This window comes from Streptomyces sp. NPDC001828 (assembly GCF_042892175.1).
Taxonomy (GTDB): domain Bacteria; phylum Actinomycetota; class Actinomycetes; order Streptomycetales; family Streptomycetaceae; genus Streptomyces.
Genome location: NZ_JBIATV010000002.1, coordinates 753,703 through 780,243, shown reverse-complemented (window position 1 = coordinate 780,243; position 26,541 = coordinate 753,703). Strand labels below are relative to the sequence as shown.

At 72.5% G+C, this 26,541-nt stretch carries 23 protein-coding genes; 13 read left to right on the top strand and 10 right to left on the bottom strand.

Going from position 1 to position 26,541, the window contains the following annotated elements; genetic code table 11:
* Positions 1 to 118 precede the first annotated feature (118 nt).
* Positions 119 to 1,870 carry an NAD+ synthase gene (locus ACFYZA_RS10495; protein ID WP_382597878.1) on the top strand — a complete coding sequence of 584 codons (1,752 nt, stop codon included), beginning with the start codon at positions 119 to 121 and terminating at the stop codon, positions 1,868 to 1,870.
* 40 nt (positions 1,871 to 1,910) lie between these two features.
* On the opposite strand, the gene ACFYZA_RS10490 is transcribed toward ACFYZA_RS10495, so the two are convergent.
* From ACFYZA_RS10490 to ACFYZA_RS10480, 3 genes are all read right to left on the bottom strand, one after another.
* Entirely contained in the window at positions 1,911 to 2,933 is a 1,023-nt protein-coding gene (locus ACFYZA_RS10490) for an endonuclease/exonuclease/phosphatase family protein (RefSeq protein WP_382597880.1), read from the bottom strand.
* 183 nt (positions 2,934 to 3,116) lie between these two features.
* On the bottom strand, positions 3,117 to 3,728 hold the full coding sequence (locus tag ACFYZA_RS10485) for a TetR/AcrR family transcriptional regulator (protein ID WP_382597968.1): 612 nt from the start codon (positions 3,726 to 3,728) through the stop codon (positions 3,117 to 3,119).
* 61 nt (positions 3,729 to 3,789) lie between these two features.
* The gene (locus ACFYZA_RS10480) at positions 3,790 to 5,397 is read right to left on the bottom strand and encodes an MFS transporter (protein WP_388489145.1); all 1,608 of its coding nucleotides are present in this window, start codon (positions 5,395 to 5,397) and stop codon (positions 3,790 to 3,792) included.
* A 197-nt stretch (positions 5,398 to 5,594) separates the two neighbouring features.
* Between ACFYZA_RS10480 and panB the strand changes: the two genes are divergently transcribed.
* The 3 genes from panB (at position 5,595) to ACFYZA_RS10465 (ending at position 8,595) form a co-directional block, all read left to right on the top strand.
* On the top strand, positions 5,595 to 6,467 hold the full coding sequence (gene panB / locus ACFYZA_RS10475) for a 3-methyl-2-oxobutanoate hydroxymethyltransferase (protein ID WP_382597884.1): 873 nt from the start codon (positions 5,595 to 5,597) through the stop codon (positions 6,465 to 6,467).
* Between the two features lie 233 nt (positions 6,468 to 6,700).
* Positions 6,701 to 7,744, top strand: a complete 1,044-nt coding sequence (locus tag ACFYZA_RS10470; protein ID WP_382597886.1) for an ATP-binding cassette domain-containing protein — start codon at positions 6,701 to 6,703, stop codon at positions 7,742 to 7,744.
* A complete protein-coding gene (locus ACFYZA_RS10465; RefSeq protein WP_382597888.1) occupies positions 7,741 to 8,595 on the top strand; it encodes an ABC transporter permease in 855 nt (284 codons plus the stop codon). Before ACFYZA_RS10470 ends, ACFYZA_RS10465 begins: the two co-directional genes overlap by 4 nt.
* 13 nt (positions 8,596 to 8,608) lie before the next feature.
* Here ACFYZA_RS10465 and ACFYZA_RS10460 read toward each other — a convergent pair whose 3' ends face one another.
* Positions 8,609 to 11,908, bottom strand: a complete 3,300-nt coding sequence (locus ACFYZA_RS10460) for a BTAD domain-containing putative transcriptional regulator (protein ID WP_388489141.1) — start codon at positions 11,906 to 11,908, stop codon at positions 8,609 to 8,611.
* 139 nt (positions 11,909 to 12,047) lie between these two features.
* On the opposite strand from ACFYZA_RS10460, the gene ACFYZA_RS10455 reads away from it, so the two are divergent.
* Positions 12,048 to 12,851 (top strand): site-2 protease family protein, encoded by an 804-nt coding sequence (locus ACFYZA_RS10455; protein WP_382597892.1) that lies wholly within the window; start codon positions 12,048 to 12,050, stop codon positions 12,849 to 12,851.
* On the opposite strand, the gene ACFYZA_RS10450 is transcribed toward ACFYZA_RS10455, so the two are convergent.
* Both ACFYZA_RS10450 and npdG read right to left on the bottom strand, forming a co-directional pair.
* Positions 12,835 to 13,023, bottom strand: coding sequence for a hypothetical protein (locus ACFYZA_RS10450; RefSeq protein ID WP_382597894.1), 189 nt, complete (start codon positions 13,021 to 13,023; stop codon positions 12,835 to 12,837). The genes ACFYZA_RS10455 and ACFYZA_RS10450 overlap by 17 nt on opposite strands.
* A 186-nt stretch (positions 13,024 to 13,209) precedes the next feature.
* Positions 13,210 to 13,923 carry an NADPH-dependent F420 reductase gene (npdG, locus tag ACFYZA_RS10445; protein ID WP_388489137.1) on the bottom strand — a complete coding sequence of 238 codons (714 nt, stop codon included), beginning with the start codon at positions 13,921 to 13,923 and terminating at the stop codon, positions 13,210 to 13,212.
* 95 nt (positions 13,924 to 14,018) lie between these two features.
* Here npdG and ACFYZA_RS10440 point away from each other — a divergent pair, with 95 nt between their 5' ends.
* Complete coding sequence (locus tag ACFYZA_RS10440; RefSeq protein WP_382597970.1) at positions 14,019 to 14,621, top strand: hypothetical protein; 603 nt, start codon at positions 14,019 to 14,021, stop codon at positions 14,619 to 14,621.
* Between the two features lie 135 nt (positions 14,622 to 14,756).
* On the top strand, positions 14,757 to 16,037 hold the full coding sequence (locus tag ACFYZA_RS10435) for an MFS transporter (protein ID WP_388489134.1): 1,281 nt from the start codon (positions 14,757 to 14,759) through the stop codon (positions 16,035 to 16,037).
* 43 nt (positions 16,038 to 16,080) lie between these two features.
* On the opposite strand, the gene ACFYZA_RS10430 is transcribed toward ACFYZA_RS10435, so the two are convergent.
* Positions 16,081 to 16,311 (bottom strand): hypothetical protein, encoded by a 231-nt coding sequence (locus tag ACFYZA_RS10430; RefSeq protein ID WP_382597901.1) that lies wholly within the window; start codon positions 16,309 to 16,311, stop codon positions 16,081 to 16,083.
* Between the two features lie 92 nt (positions 16,312 to 16,403).
* On the opposite strand from ACFYZA_RS10430, the gene map reads away from it, so the two are divergent.
* Positions 16,404 to 17,273: a type I methionyl aminopeptidase gene (map, locus tag ACFYZA_RS10425; protein ID WP_382597903.1), complete on the top strand. Its 870-nt coding sequence runs from the start codon at positions 16,404 to 16,406 to the stop codon at positions 17,271 to 17,273.
* A gap of 207 nt (positions 17,274 to 17,480) precedes the next feature.
* Positions 17,481 to 18,143, top strand: coding sequence for a heme oxygenase (biliverdin-producing) (locus ACFYZA_RS10420; RefSeq protein WP_388489130.1), 663 nt, complete (start codon positions 17,481 to 17,483; stop codon positions 18,141 to 18,143).
* A gap of 192 nt (positions 18,144 to 18,335) precedes the next feature.
* On the opposite strand, the gene ACFYZA_RS10415 is transcribed toward ACFYZA_RS10420, so the two are convergent.
* The 3 genes from ACFYZA_RS10415 to ACFYZA_RS10405 form a co-directional block, all read right to left on the bottom strand.
* Complete coding sequence (locus ACFYZA_RS10415) at positions 18,336 to 19,004, bottom strand: PhzF family phenazine biosynthesis protein (protein ID WP_388489127.1); 669 nt, start codon at positions 19,002 to 19,004, stop codon at positions 18,336 to 18,338.
* A 67-nt stretch (positions 19,005 to 19,071) separates the two neighbouring features.
* Complete coding sequence (locus tag ACFYZA_RS10410) at positions 19,072 to 20,568, bottom strand: HtaA domain-containing protein (RefSeq protein WP_388489124.1); 1,497 nt, start codon at positions 20,566 to 20,568, stop codon at positions 19,072 to 19,074.
* Positions 20,569 to 20,619: 51 nt separating this feature from the next.
* Positions 20,620 to 22,035, bottom strand: coding sequence for an HtaA domain-containing protein (locus tag ACFYZA_RS10405; protein WP_388489121.1), 1,416 nt, complete (start codon positions 22,033 to 22,035; stop codon positions 20,620 to 20,622).
* Positions 22,036 to 22,276: 241 nt separating this feature from the next.
* On the opposite strand from ACFYZA_RS10405, the gene ACFYZA_RS10400 reads away from it, so the two are divergent.
* From ACFYZA_RS10400 to efeO, 4 genes are all read left to right on the top strand, one after another.
* The gene (locus tag ACFYZA_RS10400) at positions 22,277 to 23,272 is read left to right on the top strand and encodes a hemin ABC transporter substrate-binding protein (protein ID WP_388489118.1); all 996 of its coding nucleotides are present in this window, start codon (positions 22,277 to 22,279) and stop codon (positions 23,270 to 23,272) included.
* Positions 23,269 to 24,360, top strand: coding sequence for a FecCD family ABC transporter permease (locus ACFYZA_RS10395; RefSeq protein WP_388489115.1), 1,092 nt, complete (start codon positions 23,269 to 23,271; stop codon positions 24,358 to 24,360). Before ACFYZA_RS10400 ends, ACFYZA_RS10395 begins: the two co-directional genes overlap by 4 nt.
* Entirely contained in the window at positions 24,357 to 25,199 is an 843-nt protein-coding gene (locus ACFYZA_RS10390; protein ID WP_388489112.1) for a heme ABC transporter ATP-binding protein, read from the top strand. Before ACFYZA_RS10395 ends, ACFYZA_RS10390 begins: the two co-directional genes overlap by 4 nt.
* 183 nt (positions 25,200 to 25,382) lie before the next feature.
* Positions 25,383 to 26,528: an iron uptake system protein EfeO gene (gene efeO, locus ACFYZA_RS10385; RefSeq protein WP_382597919.1), complete on the top strand. Its 1,146-nt coding sequence runs from the start codon at positions 25,383 to 25,385 to the stop codon at positions 26,526 to 26,528.
* The last annotated feature ends 13 nt before the right edge of the window (positions 26,529 to 26,541 follow it).

Genomic DNA, 26,541 nt, shown 5'->3' with positions numbered 1-26,541 from the left:
CGATCCGGTTCGATCCCGTCGGGTCCGGGTCGGTCGCGGGCCGACGCAACCCCGCCACCGCGCGCCAGGCACCTTGCTCCACCCCCCATCGCGTCGCACTGACGATTAGAGTGGACGCGTGCCTCAACTACGTCTCGCCCTGAATCAGATCGACTCGGCCGTCGGCGACATCCCCGGCAACACCGAGGCGATCGTGCACTGGACACGGCACTGTGCCGAGCAGGGGGCGCACCTCGTGGCGTTCCCCGAGATGATGCTGACCGGCTACCCCGTCGAGGACCTCGCCCTCAGGTCGTCCTTCGTCGAGGCGTCCCGCCGGGCGCTCACCGCCCTCGCCGCGCGTCTGGCGGCGGAGGGGTTCGGGGAGATCCCGGTGGTGGTCGGCTATCTGGACCGCTCGCCGGTCGCGGTCCCCCGGCTCGGCCAGCCCGCGGGCGCCCCGCAGAACGCGGCGGCGGTGCTGCACGGCGGCCGGGTGGTGCTGGCCTTCGCCAAGCACCACCTGCCCAACTACGGCGTCTTCGACGAGTTCCGCTACTTCGTGCCGGGCGACACCCTGCCGGTGGTGCGGGTGCGCGGCATCGACGTGGCCCTCGCCATCTGCGAGGACCTGTGGCAGGACGGCGGCCGCGTGCCGGCCACCCGGTCGGCCGGGGCGGGTCTCCTCATCTCCGTCAACGCCTCGCCGTACGAGCAGAACAAGGACGACTCGCGGCTCGACCTGGTCCGCAAGCGGGCCCAGGAGGCGGGCTGCACGCTGGCGTACGTCGCGACCATCGGCGGCCAGGACGAGCTGGTCTTCGACGGCGACTCGATCGTCGTCGACGCGGACGGCGAAGTCGTGGCGCGGGCACCGCAGTTCAGCGAGGGCGCGGTGATCCTCGACCTGGAGCTGCCCGCCGCGGGCCCCGCCCCCTCCGGCGTGGTGGACGACGGGCTGCGCATCGACCACGTCGTGGTCTCCGAGGAGCCGCTCGCGGCGTACGAGCCGGAGCTCGCCGGCGGCTACGCCGAGCGCCTCGACGACGACGAGGAGGTCTACTCGGCGCTGGTCGTGGGCCTGCGCGCCTACATCGCGAAGAACGGCTTCCGCTCGGTCCTGGTCGGCCTGTCCGGCGGAATCGACTCGGCGCTGGTCGCCGCGATCGCCTGCGACGCGCTGGGCGCGGCCGACGTCTACGGCGTGTCCATGCCGTCGAAGTACTCCTCGGACCACTCCCGCGGCGACGCGGCCGAGCTCGCCCGGCGGACCGGGCTCAACTTCCGCACCGTGTCCATCGAGCCGATGTTCGACGCGTACATGGGCTCGCTCGCCCTGACCGGGCTCGCCGAGGAGAACCTCCAGTCGCGGCTGCGCGGCACCCTGCTGATGGCGCTGTCCAACCAGGAGGGGCACCTCGTGCTCGCCCCGGGCAACAAGTCCGAGCTGGCGGTGGGCTATTCGACGCTGTACGGGGATTCCGTGGGCGCGTACGGGCCGATCAAGGACGTGTACAAGACGGCGGTGTTCCGGCTCGCCAGGTGGCGCAACCGCGCGGCGGCCGAGCGCGGCCAGACGCCGCCGATCCCGGAGAACTCCATCTCCAAGCCCCCGAGCGCCGAACTCAGCCCCGGCCAGGTCGACACCGACTCGCTGCCCGACTACCCGGTCCTGGACGCGATCCTGTCGATGTACGTCGACCGCGACCAGGGTGCCGACGCGATCGTGGCCGCCGGGTACGACCGGGAGCTGGTGGCGAAGACGCTGCGGATGGTGGACACCGCGGAGTACAAGCGGCGCCAGTACCCGCCGGGCACGAAGATCTCCGCGAAGGGATTCGGGAAGGACCGCCGGCTGCCGATCACCAACCTCTGGCGCGAGTCGCTCTGACACCGGGCCCGGGCCGCCCCCGGGCCGGGGCGCCCCGGCCTCACACCTGGAGCCGGGCCGCGATCGGCAGGTGGTCGCTGTCCGTCTTCGGCAGTGTCCACGACGACTTGGGCTGGATGCCCTTGACCATGATCTGGTCGATGCGGGCCATCGGGAACGAGGCCGGCCAGCTGAACCCGAAGCCGCTGCCCGCGGCGCCCTGGGTGGAGCGCATCTGGGCGGTGATGTTGTTCAGGGAGCGGTCGTTCATCGTGCCGTTGAGGTCGCCGAGCAGGACCACCTTCTTGTTCGGCTCGGCGGAGATCGCCTCGCCCAGCAAATAGGCGCTGTTGTCACGCTGGTTGGCGGTGAACCCCGCGTTCAGCTTGACCCGGACCGACGGCATGTGGGCGACGTACACCGCGATGTCGCCGGTCGGGGTCTTCACCGTGGAGCGCATCGCGCGCGTCCAGCCCATGTTGATGTCGACGGGCCGGCTGTCGCTGAGCGGGTACTTGGACCACAGGCCGACCGTGCCCTGCACCGAGTGGTACGGGTAGATGTCGTCGAGCGCCTTCTTGTACGTGTCGGCCTTGTCGCTCGGGATCTCCTCCAGCGCGAGCACCTGCGCTCCGGAGGACGCGACCTGGCGGGCGGTGCCGACCGGGTCGGGGTTCTCCGCGTTCACGTTGTGGGTGGCCACCACCAGGTTGCCGCCCGAGCCCTGCTTGTCGGTGAGCAGTCCGCCGAACACGTTGAACCAGACGATCACCGGCAGAAGCAGCGCGACCAGCGCGCTCGCCGAGCGGCGCCACAGCGCGAGGCCGAGCAGCACCGGCAGGAACACCGCGAGCCAGGGCAGGAAGGTTTCGGAGAGCGAGCCGAGGTTGCCGATCGAGTTGGGGATCCGGCCGTGCACCAGCATCACCAGGGCGATCAGTACGGCGAGCCCCGCGAGCACCAGGCCGCGGCGCCAGATGCCGCGGTCGTTTCGCCAGCGGTCGACCTGGCGCCGGAATCGGGACCCGGTGCGCTCGCCCTCCGCGCTTCCGTCGCCCGTCTCCGTCATGTACGCCCGCGCCATACCGCTGTCCTCACTGCTGTTTCCGCACATCGTTTCGCGTGTTCGACCCTAGGCGAAAACGAGTGCGTTTCCCTGCCGCCGTACCTCTCGTACGACATTCCCTACGGCCAGCAGGACGACCGGGCGCGTTGCCGGGTTCCAGGACGGCGGCCCTGCGGGGGGCCTGTAACGAAATGCGCATATTCAGCGGGGCGGGCGCAGCCCTTCGAGGACGGCGTCCACGACGCGTTCGGCGAACTCGGGGCCGGGCAGTTCGGTGTCGGGCCGCATCATCGTGCGGACCAGCATGGGGGCGACGAAGAGGTCGCCGGCCATGTCGAGGTCGAGCCCGGCGCGGAGTTCGCCGTTGGCGATGCCCCGCCGCAGCACCTCGTCGAACAGCTCGCGGCGGGGGTCGATGACCAGGCTGTGGTACTTGCACCAGAGCTTGGGATAGCTCTGCATCTGCGCGAAGACGTTGTGCAGCAGCGCGGAGGACCGCTTCGCGGCTCCGCGCTGGCGCACGTTCTCCACCATGGCGATCAGGTCGCCGCGCAGCGAGTCGCCGGGCAGCGGCGGGGTGGGCGACTCCATGGACTGGACGACCTCGACGAACAGCTCCTCCTTGCCGGCCCAGCGCCGGTAGATGGTGGCCTTGCCGACGCCGGCGGTGCGGGCGACGCGTTCGATGGAGAGGTCGGCGAGCGATACGCCTTCCTCCAGCAGCTTGATCACGGCTTCCAGGATCTGCCGGTCCACGGCCTCGGAGCGGGGCCGCCCGCGCCGCGGTTCGCCGTTGCTGTGCCGCTTGTCCATCAGGGTCACGCCCGCTCCGCTTCTGTCGACCGACCCGCTGATTGTCCCGAAGGTCCGCCCGCTACTTGCGGGCGGCCTCCGCGGGCCGGTCCTGTGCCGTGGGCGCCTTGCCGGCGGGCGGCTTGCCGGGCAGGAACAGGGCGACGACGAGCGCGCCGAGCAGCGCGACGCCGGACGAGGCGAACGCGGTGATGTGCATGGCGTGGATGAACGCGTCGTCGGCCGGCCCGATCAGGGCCCTGCCCGCCGGGCCCATCCGCTCGGCGACGCCGAGGGTCGCCTCGATGGATTCGCCGGCCGCCTTGCGCGCCCCTTCGGGGACCGCGTCGAGGTGGCCCTCGATGTCGCCGCGGTAGACGGTGGAGAGCAGCGAGCCGAGCACCGCGACGCCGAGCGCGCCGCCGACCTGGCGGAAGGTGTTGTTGACCGCCGAGCCCGAGCCGGCCTTCTCACGCGGCAGGGACTGCATGATCGAGACGGTGACGGGCGGCATGATGTGGGCCATTCCGGTGCCCTGGATGAAGAAGACGACCTCCATGACCCAGATGGGGGTGTTCGCGTCGAACAGGCCGAAGGCGGCGAGGCCGACGGCCACCAGGATCAGTCCCGCGGCGCAGACCGCTCGCGCGCCGAACCGGTCGACGACGAGCCGGGCGCGCGGCGCGAAGATCATCTGGGCGGCGGCGAGCGGCAGGATGAGCAGCCCGGACTGCAAGGCGCTGTAGCCGCGCACGCTCTGCATGTAGAAGACCGAGAAGAAGGTCACGCCCATCAGCGCGAAGAAGGTCAGCGCGATGGCGACGACGGCCGCCGAGAACGCGGGCTTCTTGAAGTAGTTGATGTCGATGGCGGGGTGGTCGCAGCGCTTCTCGTACACGACGAAGCCCACCAGGACCGCGATGCCGCCGAGGATCGTGGCGAGGACGGTGGGATCGGTGAAGTCCGCCAGTTCGCCGCCGTGGATGATGCCGTACACGAGCAGGACCAGGCCCACCACGGAGAGCAGCACGCCGACCGGGTCGAGCTTGCCGGGGCTGGGGTCCTTGGAGTCCGGTACGAGGACGACCATGGCGATCAGGGCGATGATCACGACGGGCACGTTCACCAGGAAGACCGAGCCCCACCAGAAGTGCTGGAGCAGGACGCCGCCGGTGATCGGGCCGATCGCGATGGCGAGGCCGACGCCGCCGGCCCAGATGCCGATCGCCTTGGGCTGCTCGTCGCGCTCGAAGACGTTCATGAGGACCGCGAGGGTGGCGGGCATGACGAACGCGCCGCCCAGACCCATCAGGGCGCGGAAGGCGATGAGCTGGTCCGGGGAGTTGGAGAACGCGGCGAGCACCGAGCCGAGGCCGAAGACCGTGATGCCGAAGAGCAGGATCTTCTTGCGGCCGAGCCGGTCGCCGAGCAGGCCGGAGGTGAAGAGGAGCCCGGCGAAGACGAGGGTGTAGGCGTTGATCGCCCACTCCAGCTCGCTCTGGGTGGCGCCGAGGCCGGTGGGGGCGGGGCTCGCGATCGTCTTGACGGCGACGTTCAGGATCGAGTTGTCGAGGACGACGATCAGGAGGCTGAGCATCAGGACGGCGAGGATCGCCCAGCGTCGACGGTGGACGGCTTCGGGTATCCGAGGTGCGGCCGGGGCACCGGACGCGGCAGGCGTGGTTGACATGTCGTCCAGCCTAGATGCATTTCGATACGAGACCGTCTCGTATAGAAAGCTCTTTGCTTTTCGGACACCGGTTCGTTTCGTGGCGCATTTACCTTCCCGGCACACCCACTTCCCGGGGGAGGGCACGGGATGCCACCATGGATGTGGTCCGGAGACGCCGTGAGGGCGCTTCGAGATGACGAACAGGAGCCGTTGCGATGACGCAACAACTTCAGGCTGCCCAGAAGACCCCCGACAGCAGCGATCCCAAGGCGCTGTACGGAGGCAAGGGCACCCGGCGCATCACCGTGCACGACATCGCCGGCGCCAAGGCGCGCGGCGAGAAGTGGCCCATGCTCACCGCGTACGACGCGATGACCGCGTCCGTCTTCGACGAGGCCGGGATCCCGGTCCTGCTCGTGGGCGACTCGATGGGCAACTGCCACCTCGGTTACGAGACGACCGTTCCGGTCACCCTTGACGAGATCACCATGCTGTCCGCCGCCGTCGTGCGGGGCACCTCGCGCGCCCTGATCGTCGGCGACCTCCCCTTCGGCTCCTACCAGGAGGGCCCGGTACAGGCCCTGCGCACCGCGATGCGCCTGGTCAAGGACGCGGGCGTCGGGGCGGTGAAGCTGGAGGGCGGCGAGCGCAGCCACGAGCAGATCCGGCTGCTCGTCGACTCCGGCATCCCGGTCATGGGGCACATCGGGCTCACCCCGCAGTCCGTGAACACGCTGGGCTACCGGGTGCAGGGCCGCGGCGACGAGGCGGCGCACCAGCTGCTGCGCGACGCCAAGGCCGTGCAGGACGCGGGCGCCTTCGCGATCGTCCTCGAACTGGTCCCGGCCGAGCTCGCGGCCGAGGTCACGCGGACCCTGCACATCCCGACGGTCGGCATCGGCGCGGGGGCCGAGTGCGATGCCCAAGTGCTCGTCTACACCGACATGGTGGGCCTGACGCCGGGCAAGACCCCGCGCTTCACCAAGCAGTACATGAACCTGCGCGAGTCCCTCGGGGACGCGGCGAAGGCGTTCGCGGGCGAGGTCGTCGGCGGGGCCTTCCCCGCCGAGGAGCACACCTTCCACTGACCCGTTTCCTCTTCGCTCATCACCTGATCACCGCTGGTCACCGCCGTCCTCAAAGCCACTGCGGTCACGACGACAGTCCGCCGACTTCCCCCATCGGCGGGCTGTCCGTCGTTGCGGCGCACACGGTGGCACTCCTCGGGCGCGCGCCTGCCGGGGGCTCCCGTCGGCGGTTGTCCACAGGCTGTCGGCGGTCTGTCGGTGGCTTGTCGGTGGGGCCTGGCACCTTGGTGGGCATGACGCGAATCGACAAGAAGCCCATGATCAACGGGGACGGCGCGGCCGGCACGGCCGGCATCGCCGTCTCCGTGCGGGGGCTGGTGAAGCACTTCGGCGACACCAAGGCGCTGGACGGCGTCGACCTGGACGTCCGCGAAGGCACCGTGCTCGGTGTCCTCGGACCGAACGGCGCCGGCAAGACCACCCTCGTCCGCTGCCTGTCCACCCTGCTCGTGCCGGACGCCGGCACGGCCGTGGTCGCCGGGTACGACGTGGTGACGCAGCCCCGCCAGCTGCGCCGCACCATCGGCCTGACCGGGCAGTACGCCTCGGTCGACGAGAAGCTGTCCGGCCGCGAGAACCTGTACATGATCGGCCGGCTGCTCGATCTGTCCCGCAAGGACGCCCGCTCCCGCGCCGACGAGCTCCTGGAGCGCTTCTCGCTCACGGACGCCGGCAAACGGCTCACGGCGACCTACTCCGGCGGCATGCGGCGCCGGCTCGACCTGGCCGCCTCCATGATCGGCCACCCGGCCGTGCTGTACCTGGACGAGCCGACCACGGGCCTCGACCCGCGCACCCGCAACGAGGTGTGGGACGAGGTGCGCCGGATGGTCGCCGAGGGCGCCACCGTGCTGCTGACCACGCAGTACATGGAGGAGGCCGAGCAGCTCGCGAGCGAGCTGACGGTCATCGACCGCGGCAAGGTCATCGCCAACGGCGAGGTCGACGAGCTGAAGGCCCGGGTCGGCGGCCGCACCCTGCAGATCCGGCCCACCGACCCGGAGCAGCTGGGCGCGATGGCGCGGGCCGTGACCGAGGCGGGCCTGGACGGCGTCGCGGGCACCCAGGTGGTGCCGGACGAGGGCGTGCTCAACGTGCCGATCCTCAGCGACGAGCAACTGACCGCCGTGGTGGGCCTGTTGGGCTCGCGCGGCTACGGCATCGCCCACATAGGCACCCACCTTCCCAGCCTGGACGAGGTGTTCCTGGCCATCACCGGCCAGAAGACCGCCGACTCCCAGGACGCCCACCGTGAGATCGAGGAGGTCGCGGCATGAGCGCCACCACCACCGTCAACGCGCCTGCCCAGCAGGCCCCTTCGCCGCCGCGGGCGGCCGTCGGATCCGACGACGTACGGATCGGCCTGCGCGCGAACCTGCGCCACATCGGCGCCCTGGCGCGCCGCAACATGCTCCAGATCAAGGCCGACCCGGAGTCGATGTTCGACGCCGTGCTGATGCCGATCATCTTCGTGCTGCTCTTCGTCTACGTCTTCGGCGGCGCGATGTTCGGCGACGGCAACCGGGGCCAGTACGTCAACTACCTGGTGCCCGGCCTGATGGCGATGATGGGCCTCAACATCGCGATGGCGGTCGGCACCGGCGTCAACGACGACTTCAAGAAGGGGGTGATGGACCGCTTCCGGACGATGCCCATCGCCCGGTCGTCCGTCCTCATCGCCAAGATGGTCGTCGAGGTCGGCCGCATGCTGGTGGCCACCACGATCCTGCTGATCATGGGCTTCATCCTGGGCCTCAGCGTCAGCACCTCGGTGTTCGGCCTGCTCGCCGCCATCGGTCTGTCCCTGGTGTTCGGCGCGTCCCTCATGTGGATCTTCATCTTGCTCGGACTCACCATGAAGACGGTCCAGGCCGTCCAGGGAGTGGCCATGCTCGTGCTGATGCCGCTGCAGTTCGGCTCGTCCATCTTCGCCAAGCCGACCACGATGCCGGGCTGGCTGCAGTCCTTCACCGACTACAACCCGCTGTCCAACCTGGCGGACGCGGCCCGCGGCCTGATCACCGGTGGCCCGGTCGCCCACTCCGCGCTGATGACCCTCGCCTGGTCGGCGGGCATCACGCTGGTGACGGCCCCGCTGGCGGTCGCCAAGTTCCGCAAGCGCACCTGAGTCCGACGGTACGTCAGTCCGGCACGTCCTCGCGATCGCGTCGCACCAGGGCGGTGGCCTCCACCACGGAGAGGCCGCCGCCCTCGGCGTACGCGGCCCCGTAGGCGGCGTCGTCGAGCAGGGCGCGCGTGGTGCGTTCGGCCACGGCACGCTGCTCGGCCTCCACGGGCGGGGAGAAGTGGCCGACCGGAAGCAGGGCGTCGTGGGCGCCGATCAGGCGCGCCGCGTCCAGGCCGTTGCCGGTGCCGCCGAGCCCGGCGACCGCCCAGGCCGCGGTGAGCAGATGCACGGCGATCATCTCCGGCGCGACCATCCGCGCCAGCGGCTCCTGGGCCCGGCCAAGGGCGACGAAGGCCCCGGCCAGGGCGTCGGCGAAGTGGCCCTCCTCGTTGTCCAGCCAGGCCCGCACGCCGATCACGAAGCCCTCGAAGAGCATGAGGTTGGCGGAGCGGAACTCCCGCAGCATGATGTCGATCTGCTCGCGCGCCTCGTCGAACCTGCGGGTGCGGCCCAGCCACATGGTGAGGAAGAGCCGGGCCGCGGGCCGCGCCTCGACGCCCGCGCCGTGGCCGTCGGCCAGGATCTCGCGCAGCATCGCCTCGCCGCGCTCCACCTCCCCCGTCTCCAGGAGCAGGGCGGCCAGACGGGCCCTGAGCAGGGCCACCTGGGCCTGCGCCCCGAGCTGCTCGGCGTAGTCGAGCGCGGCGGCGAAGTCCTCGGCCGCCGGGCCGAACTCGCCCCGCTTCTCGCGCGCCTCGCCCCTGGCCCCCAGCGCCTCGGCCGCGCCCCAGGCGTCCCCCAGGCGCCGGAACATCCGCAGGCTCGCATCGGCGTCCGCCGTCGCGTCGCCCGACCATTCGGCCCGGTTGGCCCGGACGTTGGCGCGCATCTGGAGGGCGGCCGCCAGCTCCCAGGCGTAGCCGAGCTCCTCGCAGGCCGTCACGGTCGCGTCGAGGACCTCCTGGAGGAGTTCCTGGTCGCCGGTGAGCACCACGGGGAAGAACCAGAGCGAGCCCGGCATCCGGCAGGTCTGCGGAAGACCCGGCCGGTAGGCGGACACGATCGCGCGCAGCCGCTCCAGCGCGTCCGGGGTGGTCCAGAGGTCCAAGTCGTGGTCCATGGACGCCAGTTGGACCAGGTGCACACCCCGCCGCGCCTCCTGAAGCACCTCGTCGCCGTACGGGGGCGGGGCGTCCGTGCAGCGGGTGTGGACCGGTGGCGCGGGTGCCACGGGTGGCGCGAACGGATCGGGGCCGAGGGCCGCCACCTCCCGCCCCCAGTACCGTGAATCGACCCGCAGGTCGCGCATCTGCCAGTACCAGAGCAGGGCGTGCACCAGGCACAGCGCCTCCTGCTCGTCGCGCAGCGCGACCGCGCGGCGCAGCGCGGTCCGCAGGTTCTCGTACTCCCGCTCGAAGGTGTCGATCGCGGCCCGCTGGCCGGGGCCGCGCAGTTCGACGTCGGTGCGCCGGGCCAGCTCGCGGTAGTGGGTGAGGTGGCGCCGCTCGGCGGCGGCCCGGTCGCCGGCGTCCGCGAGGCGCCCGGCGGCGTATTCGGCGACGGTCTCCAGGAGCCGGTAGCGCATCTCGCCGGTGGCGTCGGGGGCGGCCACCACGAGCGACTTGTCGACGAGCGAGCCGAGGACGGCGGCCACGTCCGGGCCGGTTGGCGCGGCGCCCTGGGCGCACACGGCCTCCGCCGCCGCCAGGTCGCAGCCGCCCGCGAAGACGGCGAGCCGACCGAGCACCGCGCGTTCGGATCCCTCCAGGAGGTCCCAGGACCAGTCGACGACGGCCCGCAGGGTCTGCTGCCTCGGCAGCACGGTACGGCTGCCGCTGGTGAGCAGCCGGAAGCGGTCGTCGAGCCGGTCCGCGATCTGACGAGGCGTCAACATGCGGAGGCGGGCGGCGGCCAGTTCGATGGCGAGCGGCAGCCCGTCCAGGCGGCGGCAGATCTCGGCGGCGGCCTCCGGATCGTCCTCGACGCGGAAGCCGGGCCGGGCCGCCGCCCCCCGCTCGGCGAACAGACGGAGGGCGAACGGCGCGGGCAGCGGCTCGACCGGCCGCACCAACTCCCCGGGCACACCGAGCGGTTCGCGGCTGGTGGCGAGGACGGCCAGCTGGGGGCAGCGGGCCAGGAGGTACTCGGCGAGTTCGGCGGCGGCGCCGATCACGTGCTCGCAGTTGTCCAGGAGCAGCAGCATCCGGCGCGGCCCGCAGTGCTCGGCGAGCCGGACCACGGGGTCGTCCGCGTACGGGTCGGCGGCCCTGAGCTCCTCGGCGCCCGCCGCGTGCAGCACCGTCTTGCGGGCGCCGACGGCGGTGAGCACGGCGGCCGGCACCCCCGACGGATCGTCCACGGGGGCGAGTTCGGCCAGCCACACCCCGTCCGGCCAGCAGGCCGCGACGCCGTCGGCGGCCTCCTGCGAGAGCCGGGTCTTGCCCGCCCCGCCGGGCCCGAGCAGGGTGACCAGGCGGGCGCCTTCGAGATCGCCGCGGATGTCCGCGAGGTCGGCCTCGCGCCCGACGAACGACGTGAGCCGGGCCCGCAGGTTGCCGCGCACCGGGGCGGCCGGGGGCGAAGGCTCGGCGTCCGGATTGAGCAACTCGCCATATATAAGGCGTAGTTCGGCCCCGGGGTCGGCGCCGAGTTCATCGGCGAGGGTGACGCGCACGCTCTCGTACGCGGCGAGCGCCTCGGCCGGGCGGCCCGCGGCACGCAGTGCCTTGATGCGCAGCGCGTGCAGCGGCTCGTCCAGCGGATGGTCCGCGCACAGCACGGCGAGCTCGGCCAGCGTCTCGTCGGCGCGGCCGAGCGCGAGGGTGGCGGCGAGCCGCAGCCGGCGGGCGTCCAGCCTGCGGGCCTCGGCGCGGGCGGCGAGCGGGCCGGGGTCGGGCAGGTCGGCGAGCGCGGGTCCGGCCCACAGCGCGAGCGCGTCGTCGAGCAGGGTCGTGGCCTTCGCCGCGTCGCCCTCCTCCAGGGCGCGGGCGCCGTCGGCGGTGAGCCGCTCGAAGCGGTGCAGATCGATGTCGTCGGCCTCGGCGGCGAGCCCGTAGCCACCGCTCTCCGCCGAGAAGACCGCGCCATGGCCGAGCGCCCGGCGCAGCCGGCCGACCAGTGCCTGGAGCGCGGCCGGCGCGTCGGCGGGCGGCCGGTCCCCCCACACCTCGTCGACGAGGACACCCACCGGGGCGGCCCGGCCCGGCCGCAGCGCGAGCACCGTCAGGAGCGCGCGCAGCCGGGCGCCGCCGAGGGCGACGGGGCTGCCGTCGGGGTGGTGGACCTGGGTATTGCCGAGAATCCGGTAGCGCACGCCCCCATTCTCATCGACCCGGCCCCGGCCCGGCCCCCCGCCATGGAACTCCCACCGGTTCCCGAGACGTTCGACGCTTGCCCCCTGTACGGTCAGGCGCGTTCCGCCCGACCGCCCCACCAGCACTGGAGCCGACCGCATGGCCACCGCAACCTCCCGCCACCACGACCGGCGGATCAGCCCGGTCTTCCTCGGGATCGTCGCCGTCATGGCGGTCTCCGGGTGGGCGGTGTGGACGAGTTACGCCGCCTCGCGCGGCCTCGCCGTGTTCCTGTTCGTGACGTCGGCATGGGTGGTGTCGCTGTGCCTGCACGAGTACGCGCACGCCCGCACCGCGCTGCACGGCGGGGACATCACCGTCGGCGCCAAGGGCTACCTCACGCTCAACCCGCTGAAGTACACGCACGCGCTGCTGTCGATCGTGCTGCCGGTGGTCTTCGTGATCATGGGCGGCATCGGCCTGCCCGGTGGCGCGGTCTTCATCGAGCGCGGCCGGATCCGGGGCCGCTGGCGGCACAGCCTGATCTCGGCGGCGGGCCCGCTCACCAACGTGCTGTTCGCCGTGGTGTGCACGGCCCCGTTCTGGCTGCACGCGCTGGACGGGGTGCCCGACGACTTCCGTTACGCGCTGGCGTTCCTCGCGCTGCTCCAGGTGTCGGCGGCGCTCCTGAACTTCCTGCCGGTGCCGGGCCTCGACGGGTACGGGATCATCGAGCCGTGGCTCTCGCACGCGGCCCGGCGCCAGGTCGAGCCGTTCGCCCCGTTCGGCCTGCTCGCGGTGTTCGGGCTGCTGTGGATCCCCGAGGTCAACCAGGAGTTCTTCCGGCTGATCTACGCGATCCTGGGCGGGCTCGGGGTGCCGGACTGGGCCGCGGCGACCGGCCGCGGCCTCTACCAGTTCTGGCCGGACCTCGGCAGCCTCTCGATCACTCCGCGGGGCTAGCGGCCGCCCGCTCGGCGCGGCCCCGGCGCAGGTAGTACCAGCACATGTTGGACGAGAGCCCGACGAGCAGCACCCAGATGATTCCGAGCCAGCTGCCCTGGGCGAAGGAGACCACGGCCGCGACGACGGCGAGGACACAGACGACGAGGGCGTACAGAGCGAGGCGGGGCATGGAGGTCGGCTCCTGTCGGGTACTTCGGACGCTTCGGCTGCTTTTCGGCACCGCTGTCCAGCGGGACGAAAGGGACGGACGGGCGCTCGGCGCCCGCCCGTCCAGTGTCCCCCATGCCCCTCGGCCGCCCGCACATCGGGCACGGGGGTGCGCCGGAGCGAACGTCCCCCTGGGCGGAAAGCGGGCTCAGACGTCGGTGACGCGCAGCCCGGCGTGAGCCTTGTAGCGGCGGTTGACCGAGATCAGGTTGGCGACGAGCGACTCGACCTGGTGGGCGTTGCGAAGCCGCCCGGCGAAGACCCCGCGCATGCCGGGGATGCGTCCGGCGAGGGCCTGCACGAGGTCGGTGTCGGCGCGGGCCTCGCCGAGCACCATCACGTCCGTGTCGATCTCCTCGACGGAGGCGTCCTGGAGCAGCACCGCCGACAGGTGGTGGAAGGCCGCGGTCACCCGGGAGTCGGGCAGCAGGGCGGCGGCCTGCTGGGCGGCGCTGCCCTCCTCGGGCTTCAGGGCGTACGCGCCCTGCTTGTCGAAGCCGAGCGGGTTGACGCAGTCGACGACGAGCTTGCCCGACAGCTCCTCGCGCAGCGATTCGAGCGTCTTGGCGTGGCCGTCCCACGGCACCGCCACGATCACGATGTCGCTGCGCCGCGCGCACTCCGCGTTGTCGGCGCCCTCGACGCCGAGCCCGAGCTCCTCGGCAGCGGTCCTGGCGCGCTCGGCGGCCCGGGAGCCGATGATCACCTTCTGGCCGGCCCGGGCGAGCCGGTAGGCGAGGCCGCGGCCCTGGTCGCCGGTGCCGCCGAGCACGCCGACGACGAGACCCGAGACGTCCGGAAGCTCCCAGGGGTCCCTCGCGGCGGGCTTCGCGGCGTTCCCAGCGTTGTCAGTGGAAGTCATGAGGGCGACCTTACTCGGCCGTAGCCGAAGGCTTCGTTCGGATGAGGAAGCCGCGTTCCGGCCCGTGGGAGCGCCGGATGCGGCAGTCTTCCGGCATGGATGCCGTACGGGTCGCACTGCTGCGGGAAGTGCTCGCCGGGACGGAGTGGCTGCGGGCCACCCGCCGCTTCGCGGGCGTCCTCCGCTCCTCGGTCGTGCCGCACGGCGGCGGGCTCCTCCTGGTCGGCACCGAGTCGTACGAGCCCTGGCACCTGGCCGCCCACCTCACCGACGAGGCCGCCTGGTCGGGGCTTCCCGAGCTGAGCCCCACCCTGGTGCGCCACCGCACCGAGCCGGGCGGCCCGCCGCACCTGTCGGTCGGGCTCGGCCGCCTGGAGGCGGCGCGGCGCGGCGAGACCCTGCTCGTGGTGGCGCCCGAGCGGCCCGCCGAGGGGCTGCTCGAACGCGTCCATGACGCGCGCCGGGCGGGCGCGACGGTGCTCGCCCTGGACGGCGGCGACCGTGAAGTGCGGGGCCTGGTGCACGAGTCGCTGACCGTGGCCCCGGACGCCGAACTCGACCTGGACACCGTGCAGCACCTGGTCAGCGCCGCGGCGGGCGAGAACACCCTGCCCCCGCAGCGCGGGCCGCGCCGCTTCCGCGACCGCCTCGGCCGTCTGGCCGACCAGCTGACGGCCCCGCCGCCGGGACGCTGGTGACGGGCCGTCAGTGAGGTGCCGGCCCCCGGCAGGGCCGCCGGGGCGCGCGTCCCACCCGGCGGGCCCGTCCGGTAATTCGTTTGCGTCCCGCGCCCCGGGCCCGGAGCATGGCCGCTCGTGCCCGAACAACCTCCCGTGTCCCGACTCCGCGCGATCCTGCCCGACCTCGCCCCCTGGCGGGCCTCGGCCGACTTCCGGCTGCTGTGGGTACAGGGCCTGATCACCAACTTCGGCAGCTTCATGGCGATGGTCGCGCTGCCGTTGCAGATCAAGGAGCTGACCGACTCACCGCTCGCGGTGGGCGCGATGGGCGCGGTGGAACTGGTCCCGCTCGTCGTGTTCGGCCTGTACGGCGGCGCCCTCGCGGACGCGGTCGACCGCCGCAAGGTGATCCTCGCCACCGAGGCGGGACTCGGCATCCTCGCACTGATCCTGCTGGTCAACGCGCTGCTCCCGAACCCCCTGCTCTGGCCGCTGTACGTGGTGGCCGCGGGCGTCTCGGCGCTCGCCGGCCTCCAGCGCCCGGCGCTCGACTCCCTGATGGCCCGGATCGTCCCGCACGACCAGCTGACCGCGGCCGCCGCGCTCAACGCCCTGCGCTGGCAGCTCGGCGCGATCGCGGGACCCTCGCTCGCCGGCCTGGTCGTGGCGTACGCGGGCACGGCCACGGCGTACGCCACGACCATCGGCACGTTCACCGTGTCGGTGGTGATGTGCGCCCGGCTGACCCCGGCCCCGCCCGCCCACGACGCCCGCAAGCCCTCGCTGCGCGGCATCGCGGAAGGCGCGCGGTACGCCTGGTCGCGGCCGGTGCTGCTCGGGACCTACGCCGTCGACCTGGCCGCGATGTTCTTCGCCTTCCCGAACGCGATCTTCCCGTTCCTCGCCGAGAGCCTGCACGCCGACTGGTCGCTGGGCCTGATGTACGCGGCGGGCTCGGCCGGTTCGGTGCTGCTCAGCCTCACCAGCGGCTGGACCTCACGGGTACGGCGGCACGGCCTGTTCGTGGTGATCGGGGCGATCGTGTGGGGCGCGGCGATGGCCGGGGCGGGACTGCTCGGCAATGTGTGGCTGGTGCTCGGCTGCCTCGCGGTGGCGGGCGCCGGCGACATGCTGAGCGGGCTCGGCCGCTCGACGATCTGGAACCAGACGATCCCGGAGGAGCTGCGCGGCCGTCTGGCCGGCATAGAGGTGCTCTCGTACAGCGTCGGCCCGCAGCTCGGCCAGGTCCGGGCGGGCGCGATGGCCGGCTGGACCGGGACCAGGGCGGCGGTGTGGTCGGGCGGGGTGGCCTGCGTGGCGGCGGTGGGGCTGCTCGCCGCGGTGCTGCCCAAGCTGATCACCTACGACTCGGCGACCGACGAGGACGCGGCCCGCCGCAGGGCGGCCAAGCAGCCCACCACCACGGCGGTGTAGCCGGTGCCGCCCCGGGCTCCGGCCGGTCCGCCCGCGCGGCGTCTCAGTCGGTGCCGTCCGTCGGGGCGGACTTGTCGTGCCACTTCGGGTCGTTCTCCCACTCCAGGTTCCGCTCCTGCGCGTTCTGCATCGCGTGCTCGGCCTCCTCGCGGCTGGCGTAGGGACCGAAGCGGTCCTTGGCCGGGCAGTCGGGGCCCTCTTCGACCTTCTGGTGGACCAGGCAGTAGTACCACTCGCCGGGTTTGCCGACGGTGCGCTTCTTGAACAGAGCCATGGGTGCCTCTTCCTGTGACGGTGGTTCCCCGTGACGGTGGCCCGGAGCCTCAAGGCCATGCTGCCCCACACCCGCTCGATAGACTCGCCGGCATGTCTGGCCAGCCGAAGTCGCAGTCCCTGCTCGTGCCCGGGGAGATCTCTCCGGCCCGTTCCGTCCCGGGTCGCATCCGGCGACCCGAGTACGTCGGGAAGCCCATGCCCACGCCGTACACGGGCCCCGAAGTGCAGACCCCCGAAACCATCGAGCTGATGCGGACCGCCGGGCGGATCGCGGCGCGGGCGATGGAGGAGGCGGCCAAGCACATCGCGCCGGGGGTGACGACGGACGAGCTCGACCGGGTCGCGCACGAGTTCATGTGCGACCACGGCGCCTACCCGTCGACCCTGGGCTACCGCGGCTTCCCCAAGTCGCTGTGCTCCTCGGTGAACGAGGTCATCTGCCACGGCATCCCCGACTCGACCGTCCTGAAGGACGGCGACATCGTGAACCTGGACGTCACCGCGTACATCGGCGGGGTGCACGGCGACAACAACGCCACGTACTTCTGCGGTGACGTCGACGAGGAGTCCAGGCTGCTCGTCGAGCGGACCCGTGAGTCCCTGAACCGGGCGATCAAGGCGGTCAGGCCCGGCCGGCAGATCAACATCATCGGCCGCGTCATCGAGTCGTACGCCAAGCGCTTCGGCTACGGCGTCGTACGGGACTTCACGGGCCATGGCATCAGCACGGCCTTCCACTCCGGCCTGATCGTGCCGCACTACGACGCCCCGCACGCCACGACGGTGATCAAGCCGGGCATGACGTTCACGATCGAGCCGATGCTGACCCTGGGCACCCACGAGTACGACATGTGGGAGGACGGCTGGACGGTCGTCACCAAGGACCGCAAGCGGACCGCCCAGTTCGAGCACACCCTGGTGGTCACGGAGACCGGCACGGAGATCCTCACCCTGCCGTAGCCGTCCGGCGGGGCGGGCCCGGTCCGCCCGGTCCGCCCAGCGCGGCCCGGCCCCGCCGCCGGGGCCGGGATTTTTCGATCATGTGTCTCGTCGTGGCACAGCGGGTACATTTTTACCGACAGGACGTCGGGAACCGATTGACTTAGGTAAGCCTAACCTGAGACGATCCAGCTGGTTCCCGCTCCCCACGGTCCCCGGAGGCCCGCCTTGACCACCAGCGCGACCACGCCGTTCTCCACGCTCATCCGCACTGCCTCGCACGAGCAGCACACGGAGGCGGAGACCTCGACGTTCATGGGGGACCTGCTCGGCGGCCGGCTGGGCGTCGACGCCTACGCCCGCTACACCGAGCAGCTCTGGTTCGTGTACCGGGCCCTGGAGGAGGGCGCCTCCGCGCTCGCCGTCGACCCGGTCGCGGGGCCGTTCATCCAGCCGGAGCTGATGCGGACGGCCGAGCTGGAGCGGGATCTCGCGCATCTGCGCGGCGCGGACTGGCGGCGCACCGCGTCCCCGCTGCCCGCGACGGCCGCGTACACGGAGCGTGTCGCCCTCTGCGCCCGGACCTGGCCGGCGGGCTATGTGGCCCACCACTACACGCGCTACCTCGGCGACCTCTCGGGCGGCCAGATCATCCGCGACAAGGCGGAGCGCACGTGGGGCTTCGCCCGCAAGGGCGACGGGGTGCGGTTCTACGTCTTCGACGGGATCGGCAATCCGGCCGCGTTCAAGCGGGGGTACCGCGAGCGGTTGGACGGGCTGGGGGTGGATGACCTGGAGAAGCGGCGGGTCGTCGACGAGTGCAAGCGGGCGTTTGCCTTGAACACGGCCGTGTTCAAGGAGCTGGGTGAGGAGTTCCCGCTCAGCGCGTAGCGCTCCGCGAGGGGGCGGCTGTTTTGGTGCGGGTCCGCCGTGGGTTTTTTGCGCAGTTCCCCGCGCCCCTTGATCCGCTCGGCTTTCGGGTGCGGGCCATGTGTGGTTGCTCGCGCAGTTCCCCGCGCCCCTCTATGTGACCCGGGGTCCGTTGCTCGCGCACGCTGCGGTGGACCAGAGCTGTTGCTCCCCTCAGCGGGGTTGGGGTGGGGTCAGGGTTACTCGGCCGCCCAGTTCGATCTCGCCGTTCGGGCCGGGGGCTGTCAGGAGTTGGGAGCCGGCTCCCTGGGTGATGTTCAGGGCTCGGCCCAGGCTCTGGGTGAGGAGGAGCGCGGCCGCTCCCGTCGCCTCGTCCTCCTCGATGCCGTCGCCACGGCCGGGGAAGGCCCTCGCGCGGACGCGGCCGGCCGCCTCGTCCTGCCACCCCCAGGCGTACACCCACTCCCCCGGCTCCGGCACCGCGAGCGCGTCGACCTCGGCGGCCGAGGCGTACTGGCGCAGGGTGCGCGGCGGGGCCCACTCGGCGCGGGCCGTGATCCAGGTGAACTCGCCGTCCTGGCGGGCCAGTACGTCTCCCACCGGCAGTTCCAGGACGTCCAGGTCGAGCAGCCAGGCGGCGCCGACCAGCGGGTGGCCGGCGAACGGAAGGCGCAGCCCCGGGGTGTAGATGTCGACGGTGCCGCGCTCGGGGTCGTCCACGAACACGGTCTCGCTGAAGCCGAGTTGACGCGCCAGCTCCTGCCGGGCCGCCTCGCCCGGCACGTCCGCGCCCTCGCGCACCACTCCGAGCGCGTTGCCGTGGCCGCCGTCGGGGCCGCAGAAGACCCTGAGCACGTCGATCAGTACGTCCTGTTCACTCACGTACGCATTGAAGCAGCAGCCGGGGCCGCACCCCCGGTTCGGGGGTGCGGCCCCGGGGCCTACGGGCTCAGGCCCTGCGGCGGCGGACGGCGAACAGCAGGGCCGCACCCGCGGCGGCGACCGCGCCCGCCGCGCCGAGCAGCGCGCCCACCGGGGCGCCGGTGCCGGTGGCGGCGAGCGCGGCGGTTCCGCCCACGGAGGAGCCGACCGTGCCGGACGGCGTGGTGGTGTCGGACACCGGGACCGTGCCGGAGCCCTGCGGCAGCGCGGCGCCGTCCCGCACCGTGAAGGCGAGGTCGAGCGGGTCGATGGCCTCGCCCGCCTTGTACATCGAGCCCGTGGTGTCGTTGGCGAAGGCGGCCGCGCCCTCGGCGGTGAAGGCGGCCGGTACGGCGGCGAGGCGCACCACGTCGTTCTTCACCGTGTAGTCGGCCCGGGAGAGGTCGAGCGTCGCGAAGGCGATGTCGTCCCTCTTGCCCTTGGGGGTGGTGACGTCGAGGGTCAGCGTGCCCTTGTCCCCGGTGGCCTTGACCTTGAGGTCGCTGAACGTCATGTCCAACTGGTGTGCCGCATAACTGAAGTTGACGCTGCCTTTGAAGGCCGCGTCCAGCGTGCGGGCCTTGGCGTCGAGGTCGGCCTTGCCGAGGGAGAAGTCGAAGAGGTCGCCCTGCTTCTTCGCCCCGTCGGCCGCCTTGGTGCCGCCGCCGCTGTTGACGTACCGGCGGAAGGACTCCTTCAGGCCCCAGGTGAGCCTCCCGTCGGAGACCCTGCCCTGGCCGGCCTGCTCGGGGGCGGGAGCGGTCGGCGGCTTGGGATGGCCGGCCGGCTCGGGGTTGCCGGAGGGCTTCGGGTTGCCGGAGGGCGCGGGCTTGTCCGGGGGCTTCGGCCTGTCCGACGGCTTGGGCTTGGGCGGTGTGGTCACGGGAGTGACCGTCAAGGTCGCCGGGTCCAGCGGGTCGCCCTCCTTGTACTGGCCGTTGAAGGCCGCGGCCCCGGCCTTGGTGAGGGCGGCCGGTATGTCCTTGAACACCATCGCGCCGCCCGCGCCGGAGCCCGGCCGTACCTTCGACAGGTCGAGGCCGGCGAGCGGGACGTCGTCCTTGACCTGGTCCTTGCCCGCCTGGTCCTTGGTCGTGATGTCGGCGGTGATCGCCCCCTTGGTCCCGGCGGTGGCGACCTTCAGGTCGGACAGCCTGATGTCCAGAACGCCGCCGTGCGCCTCGAAGCGGACGCTGCCCTTGAACGCGTTGGCGGTCGCGTGCGTCGCCGTGTCGTAGGTGCCCGTACCGCCGGTGAAGGTGAACACCCCGTTGGCGGCCGCCTGCTTCGCCCCGTCCGCGACGGTGATGCGGCCGGCCGCCGCGATGTACTTGCGGAAGCTCTCGCGGAAGCCCCAGTCGAGGGTGCCGTCCTTCAACTCCAGCTTGGGAGCGGCCCCTTCGGGCGCGGGCGCCGCGAAGGCCGGGGCGGTCGCGCCCAGCGAGGCGGCGGTGGCGGCGGCCGCCAGCGCGAAGGACCGTCGACGACGGTGGGTGCGGGAAGGGGAGGAGGGGGTTGCGGGCATGGGCCGGGTCTCCTTGGTCGGTCACGGGGAGGGGAAGGAAAAGGGGGCGGGTCAGTCTTCGGTGGGGGGTTCGTGGGTCGCCGACGCGGTCCGGCGCCTGCGCGCCAGGACGAACGCGCCGCCCGCCACGGCCATCAGGGCCGCGCCGATCGCCACGGGGACGAGCGCGCCCGGGCCCGAGCCGGACGAGGCCTCGGCGGTCGGCTCCGCCCCCAGCGCGGACGGGCCGGGCGAGGGAACCGCCGAGGGTGTGGTGTTCGCGCCGGTGCCGAGGTCGGGCAGGGCGGGCAGGCTCGCCTTCGGGTCGACGGCGACGGCGAGCGAGACCGGGTCCATGTCGGTGCCCGCCGGATACATGCCGCCGAACAGCGCGGCCCCCTCGGCGGTCAGCTTGGCGGGCGACTCGGCGATGCTCACCAGGCCGTCCTTCAGGGCGAGTCGGGCCGGGAAGGTGATGATCGGGCGGCCCTGCGCCGAGAGCGTGCCGGTGCGGTCGGCGACCTTCACCGCGACCCGGTCGAGGGTGAGGTCGAGCTGCTTGCCCGTGAAGCGGACGGCCCCGGCGAACGTCGCGTCCAGGGTGGCCGCCCGCCCGTCGTACGTGCCTTTGCCGCCGGGGAAGCGGAACAGCGCGCCGCCGTCCCGGGCCCCGGCCGACACCGTCCACCTGCCCTGGGCGACGGGTCCGCCGACGTACTCGCGGAACGTGCGGCGCACTCCCCAGTCGACGGCCGCGTCGGCGAAGCCGGCGGACGGGCCGGCCGACGCCTCGGCGGGTGTCGCCGAACTGGCGCTCGGGGAAGGCGAGTTGACGGCCTTCGGCGCCTCGGTGTCCACCGACAGGCTCACCGGGTCGAGTGCCGTGCCCGCCGTGTAGTACCCGGCGAAGGCCTCGGCGCCCTGGGAGGTCAGCGTCGCCGGGACGTTCTGGAGGGCGATGGGGGTGGAACCGCCCTTCAGGCCGATCCCGGCGAGCGCCAGCGCGGCGAGCGGCACCTGGGACTTGGTGGTGACCTTCCCGCTGCCCTTCGCCTTGCTGGTCATGTCGGCGTAGAGGGTGCCCCTGCCGTTCTCGATCCGCACCGACGGGCGCGCGACCGTGAGGTCGAGTTCATGGGTGCCGTCCGGTTTCGGATGGCCCGTGAAGTGGACGCCGCCGGAGAACGCGGCCCGGAAGTCACCGCTGTCCGGGCCGTAGGAGCCGGTCGCCGAGTGGAAGCGGAACTGGCTGCCGCCGACGGTGGCGGCGCCGCCCGTCAGGGCCCAACTGCCGTGCGCCACCGGGCCGGTGACGTAGCTCTGGAAGGACGACTTGATCCCCCAGTCGAGCCGGCCGCCCCGCACCGCCCGGTCCGCCGGGCCTCCGGCGTGCGCGGACGCCGCCGGGAGCAGCGCCCCCAGCACGGCCCCCAGCACCGCCGCGAGCAGCGCGAGGACGGGCGTCCGGGCGGGTCTGGACGACGACATGGGGATCCCTCCGGTAGGGGGCGCGGGGCCCGGCCCTGGGTGACCCAGGAGCGGGCAGGGGGCAGCCCGGAGACGGGCCGTACGGCAGGCTCACGATCGCGGCCTGGCGACTTAGGTAAGGCTAACCTAAGCTACGACCTGGCGGTGCGGAAGTCCCCTGCACCGCCGACCCCGACCGACAGGACGGCGCCGGAAGTCCCGTGCGCCGCCGACCCCGACCGAGCCAAGGACGGTGCACCCGGTGCGCAGACCAGGACTTCTCGCGGGCGCGCTGCTCTCCGCGCTCGCCCTCACCCTCACCGGCTGCGGCAGCGGTACGCGCACGAGCGAGCCCGCCGGGGCGGCCCCCGCCGCCGACCGGGTCGAGCCGCTCGCCTCGGCTCCCGCGCCCCGCCTGCCCGTCACCGTGCGGTCCGCGGACGGCAGAAGCGTCGAAGTGCGGTCCGGCGAGCGGATCGTGCCGCTCACCGGCTCCCTCAGCGAGATCGTGTTCACGCTCGGGCGCGGCCGGCAGGTGGTGGCCCGGGACATCACGGCCACCTTCGAACAGGCCGCGCGGCTCCCGGTGGTGACCCGGGCCCATGACGTCTCGGCCGAGAGCGTGCTCTCGCTGAAGCCGACGCTCGTACTCGCCGACACCACGACGGGACCGGCCGAGGCGGTCGAACAGATCAGGGCCGCCGGGATACCCCTGGTCGTGGTCGAGCCCGCGAAGAGCCTCGCCGACGTGGACCGCAGGATCGACGCGGTGGCCGCCGCCCTCGGCGTGCCCGGCGCCGGCGGCGAGCTCAAGTCCCGTACCGACAAGCGCATCGCGGCGGCACGGACCACCGCGGCGAGGAACGGGACGCGGCCCCGGGTCGCCTTCCTCTATCTGCGCGGCTCGGCGTCCGTCTATCTGCTCGGCGGGGCCGGCTCCGGCGCCTCCTCCCTCATCGAGGCGGCGGGCGCCGTGGACGCGGGCAAGGAGTCCGGCCTGTCGAAGGACTTCACCGCCATCACCAGCGAGGCCCTCGCGAAGGCCGCCCCGGACGCCATCCTGGTGATGAGCAAGGGGCTCGCGTCCGTGGGCGGCGTCGACGGCCTCCTGAAGGTGCCGGGCGTCGCCGAGACCCCGGCGGGCCTGGACCGCAGGGTCGTCTCCATCGACGACGGCGTGCTGCTCAACTACGGCCCGCGCACCGACCAGGTCCTCAAGTCCCTCGTGGACCAGCTGTACGCGGAGCCGAAGAAGTGACCACGACGACCGAGGCCCCCGAGGTGACGGCCCCGGCCGGACCGGCACCGTCGAAGCCGCGACGCTCAACTCCCTTCGTCCTCACGGCCGTTCTGCTCGCCGCGCTGCTCCTGCTCGCCCTCCTGTCCGCCGGGCTCGGGGCGTACCACCTGCCGCTCGGCCACGTGCTCGGCTCGGTGCGCCACCGCGCGGGGCTCGGCGGCCAGGCGCTCGACCGGGTCGGCGAGAGCGTGCTGTGGAACGTGCGGCTCCCCCGGGTCGTGCTCGCGCTGCTCGTCGGCGCCTCGCTCGGCTGCGCGGGCGCGCTCATGCAGGGCGTATTCGGCAATCCGCTCGCCGAGCCCGGCGTGATCGGGATCTCGGCGGGCGCCGCGGCCGGCGCGGTCGGCTCCATCGCCCTCGGGCTGAGCTTCTTCGGCAACTGGACCATCACGTTCTGCGCGTTCACCGCCGGCCTGGTCACGGTCCTGCTCGTGTACGCCATGTCCCGCTCGGGCGGCCGCACCGAGGTCGTCACCCTCATCCTCACCGGCATCGCGGTGAACGCCTTCGCGGGCGCCCTGATCGGCCTGTTCATCTTCTTCGCGGACAACGCCCAGATCTCCCAGATCACCTTCTGGCAGCTGGGCTCCCTCGCCCAGGCGACCTGGCCCAAGGTCCTCGCCGTGCTGCCGTGCGCGCTGGCGGGCCTGATCGCCGCCCCGCTGTACGCGCGCAGGCTCGACCTCCTCGCGCTCGGCGAACGGCCCGCCCGGCACCTGGGCGTCGACGTCGAGCGGCTGCGCGTCACGCTCGTGCTCGTCGTCGCCCTGCTCACCGCGGCCGCCGTGGCGGTGGCCGGGATCATCACCTTCGTCGGGCTCCTGGTGCCGCACCTGCTGCGCATGGCGGCCGGCCCCGGGCACCGCTTCCTGGTCCCCGGCAGCGCGCTCGGCGGCGCCGTCGTCCTGATGGCGGGCGATCTCGCGGCCCGCACCGTGGCCGCCCCCGCCGAACTGCCGCTGGGCGTCCTGACCGCCCTGTTCGGCAGCCCGTTCTTCTTCTGGCTCCTGCGCAGGACCCGGCGCAAGCAAGGTGGTTGGGCATGAACGCCCTGAAGTCCCTCTTCTCCGTACGCGGCCCGCGCGAGCTCCCCGTACCACTCACGATCGGTGAAGTGGCCCTGGCAGCGGATGAGTTGAGGGTGTCGCTCGGTGGCCGTCCCGTTCTGGACGGGGTCGGGCTCCGGGTGCGCACCGGTGAGGTCGTGGCACTCGTCGGGCCCAACGGGGCGGGCAAGTCCACGCTGCTCGCCGCGCTCGCGGGCGATGTGGCCGCCGCCTCCGGGACGGTACGGATCGACGGGCGGACGCCCGCCGAGTGGCCCGCGCCCGAACTCGCGCTGCGCCGGGCCGTACTGCCGCAGCAGGCCGCGCTCTCCTTCCCCTTCCCGGTCGAGGAGGTCGTGCGGATGGGCCGGGCGCCCTGGGCCGGGACCGTGCGCGAGGACGAGGACGAGGCGGTGGTCGCCGACGCGATGGCCGCCACCGAGGTCGCCGGCTTCGCGGGGCGGCCCTTCGGCTCGCTGTCCGGCGGCGAGCGGGCCCGGGTGGCCCTGGCCCGGGTGCTCGCCCAGCGCGCCCCGGTGCTGCTGCTCGACGAGCCGACCGCCGCGCTCGACCTGCGCCACCAGGAACTGGTCCTGCGGATCTGCCGCGAGCGCGCCCGCGCCGGGGACGCCGTCGTGGTGGTGCTGCACGACCTCGCGCTGGCGGCCGCGTACGCGGACCGGGTCGCCGTGCTGCACGAAGGACGGCTCGCGGCCGAGGGGCCGCCCCGCGAGGTGCTGACCGAGGAGCTGATCGGCCGTGTCTACCGGCAGCCCGTGGACGTGCTCAGGCACCCGCGCACGGGCGCTCCGGTGGTGGTGCCGCGACGTGATCCTTGACCCGGGCTTGACCTTCGGGACGCGGTTCTTGACCCGGCCGTGACCGGTGAGCCGTGATCCGTGACCGAGCCGTGACCGGTGAGAGCTGAATCACGCACCCAGTGGGTATCGGTCAGGTAAGGCTCGGTTAAGTTAGGTCCGCCTCAGTCGACCTGTCGACCCTGAACCCAGCGTGGAGCCCGCATGCGACCCGTCCGTACCTCCGTCGTCACCGCCGCCGTGGCCGTCGCGGCCCTGACCGCCGTCACGGGCTGCGCCAACAAGAGCGACGCCAAGGCCGACGGCGGCGACGGTTCGGTCCAGGTGACCGCCACCGACAGCTCCTGCAAGCTGTCGAAGACCGACTTCCCGGCCGGACACGTCAAGTTCGACATCGAGAACAAGGGCTCCAAGGTCACCGAGGTCTACCTGCTCTTCCCGGACGACCGCATCGTCGCCGAGCGCGAGAACATAGGCCCCGGCCTCAAGCAGCAGCTCACCGCCGAGGTCAAGGCCGGCTCGTACGAGGTCGCCTGCAAGCCCGGCATGAAGGGCGACGGCATCCGCCAGAAGGTCACCGTCACCGGCGGCACCGCCGCCAAGCGCGACCCGCAGCTGGACACGGCCGTGGCCGAGTACCGCAAGTACGCGCAGGAGCAGGCCGACGAGACGCTGCCCAAGGTGAAGGTCTTCACCGACGCGGTGCGGGCCGGCGACGTGGAGGCCGCCAAGAAGGCGTTCGCGCCCTCGCGCCTCGGCTGGGAGCGCACCGAGCCGGTCGCGGAGTCCTTCGGTGACATCGACCCGAAGACCGACACCCGCGAGGACGGCCTGGAGAAGGGCCAGAAGTGGACCGGCTGGCACCGTCTGGAGAAGTCCCTCTGGGCCGACGGCAAGATCGGCCAGGACGAGAAGGACCTCGCCACCGAGCTGGACAAGGACCTGACCGACTGGCAGAAGCGGGTCGGCACCGCCGAGATCACCCCGACCTCGATGGCCAACGGCGCCAAGGAGCTCCTCGACGAGGTCGCCACCGGGAAGATCACCGGCGAGGAGGACCGCTACAGCCACACCGACCTGTCCGACTTCAAGGGCAACGTCGAGGGCGCGCAGAAGGCGTACGAGCTGCTCAAGCCGGTCGCCTCGAAGAACGACGCGGCGCTCACCACCGAGCTGGACAAGCAGTTCGGCGCCCTGAACACGCTGCTCGACAAGTACCGCACGGACAAGACCTCCTACGATTTCACCTCGTACGACAAGGTCGGCGAGGGTGACCGCAAGCAGCTCTCGGACACGGTGAACGCGCTGGCCGAGCCGCTGTCGAAGCTCGCCGCCGCCGTCGCGAAGTAATTCCAGGAGCCAG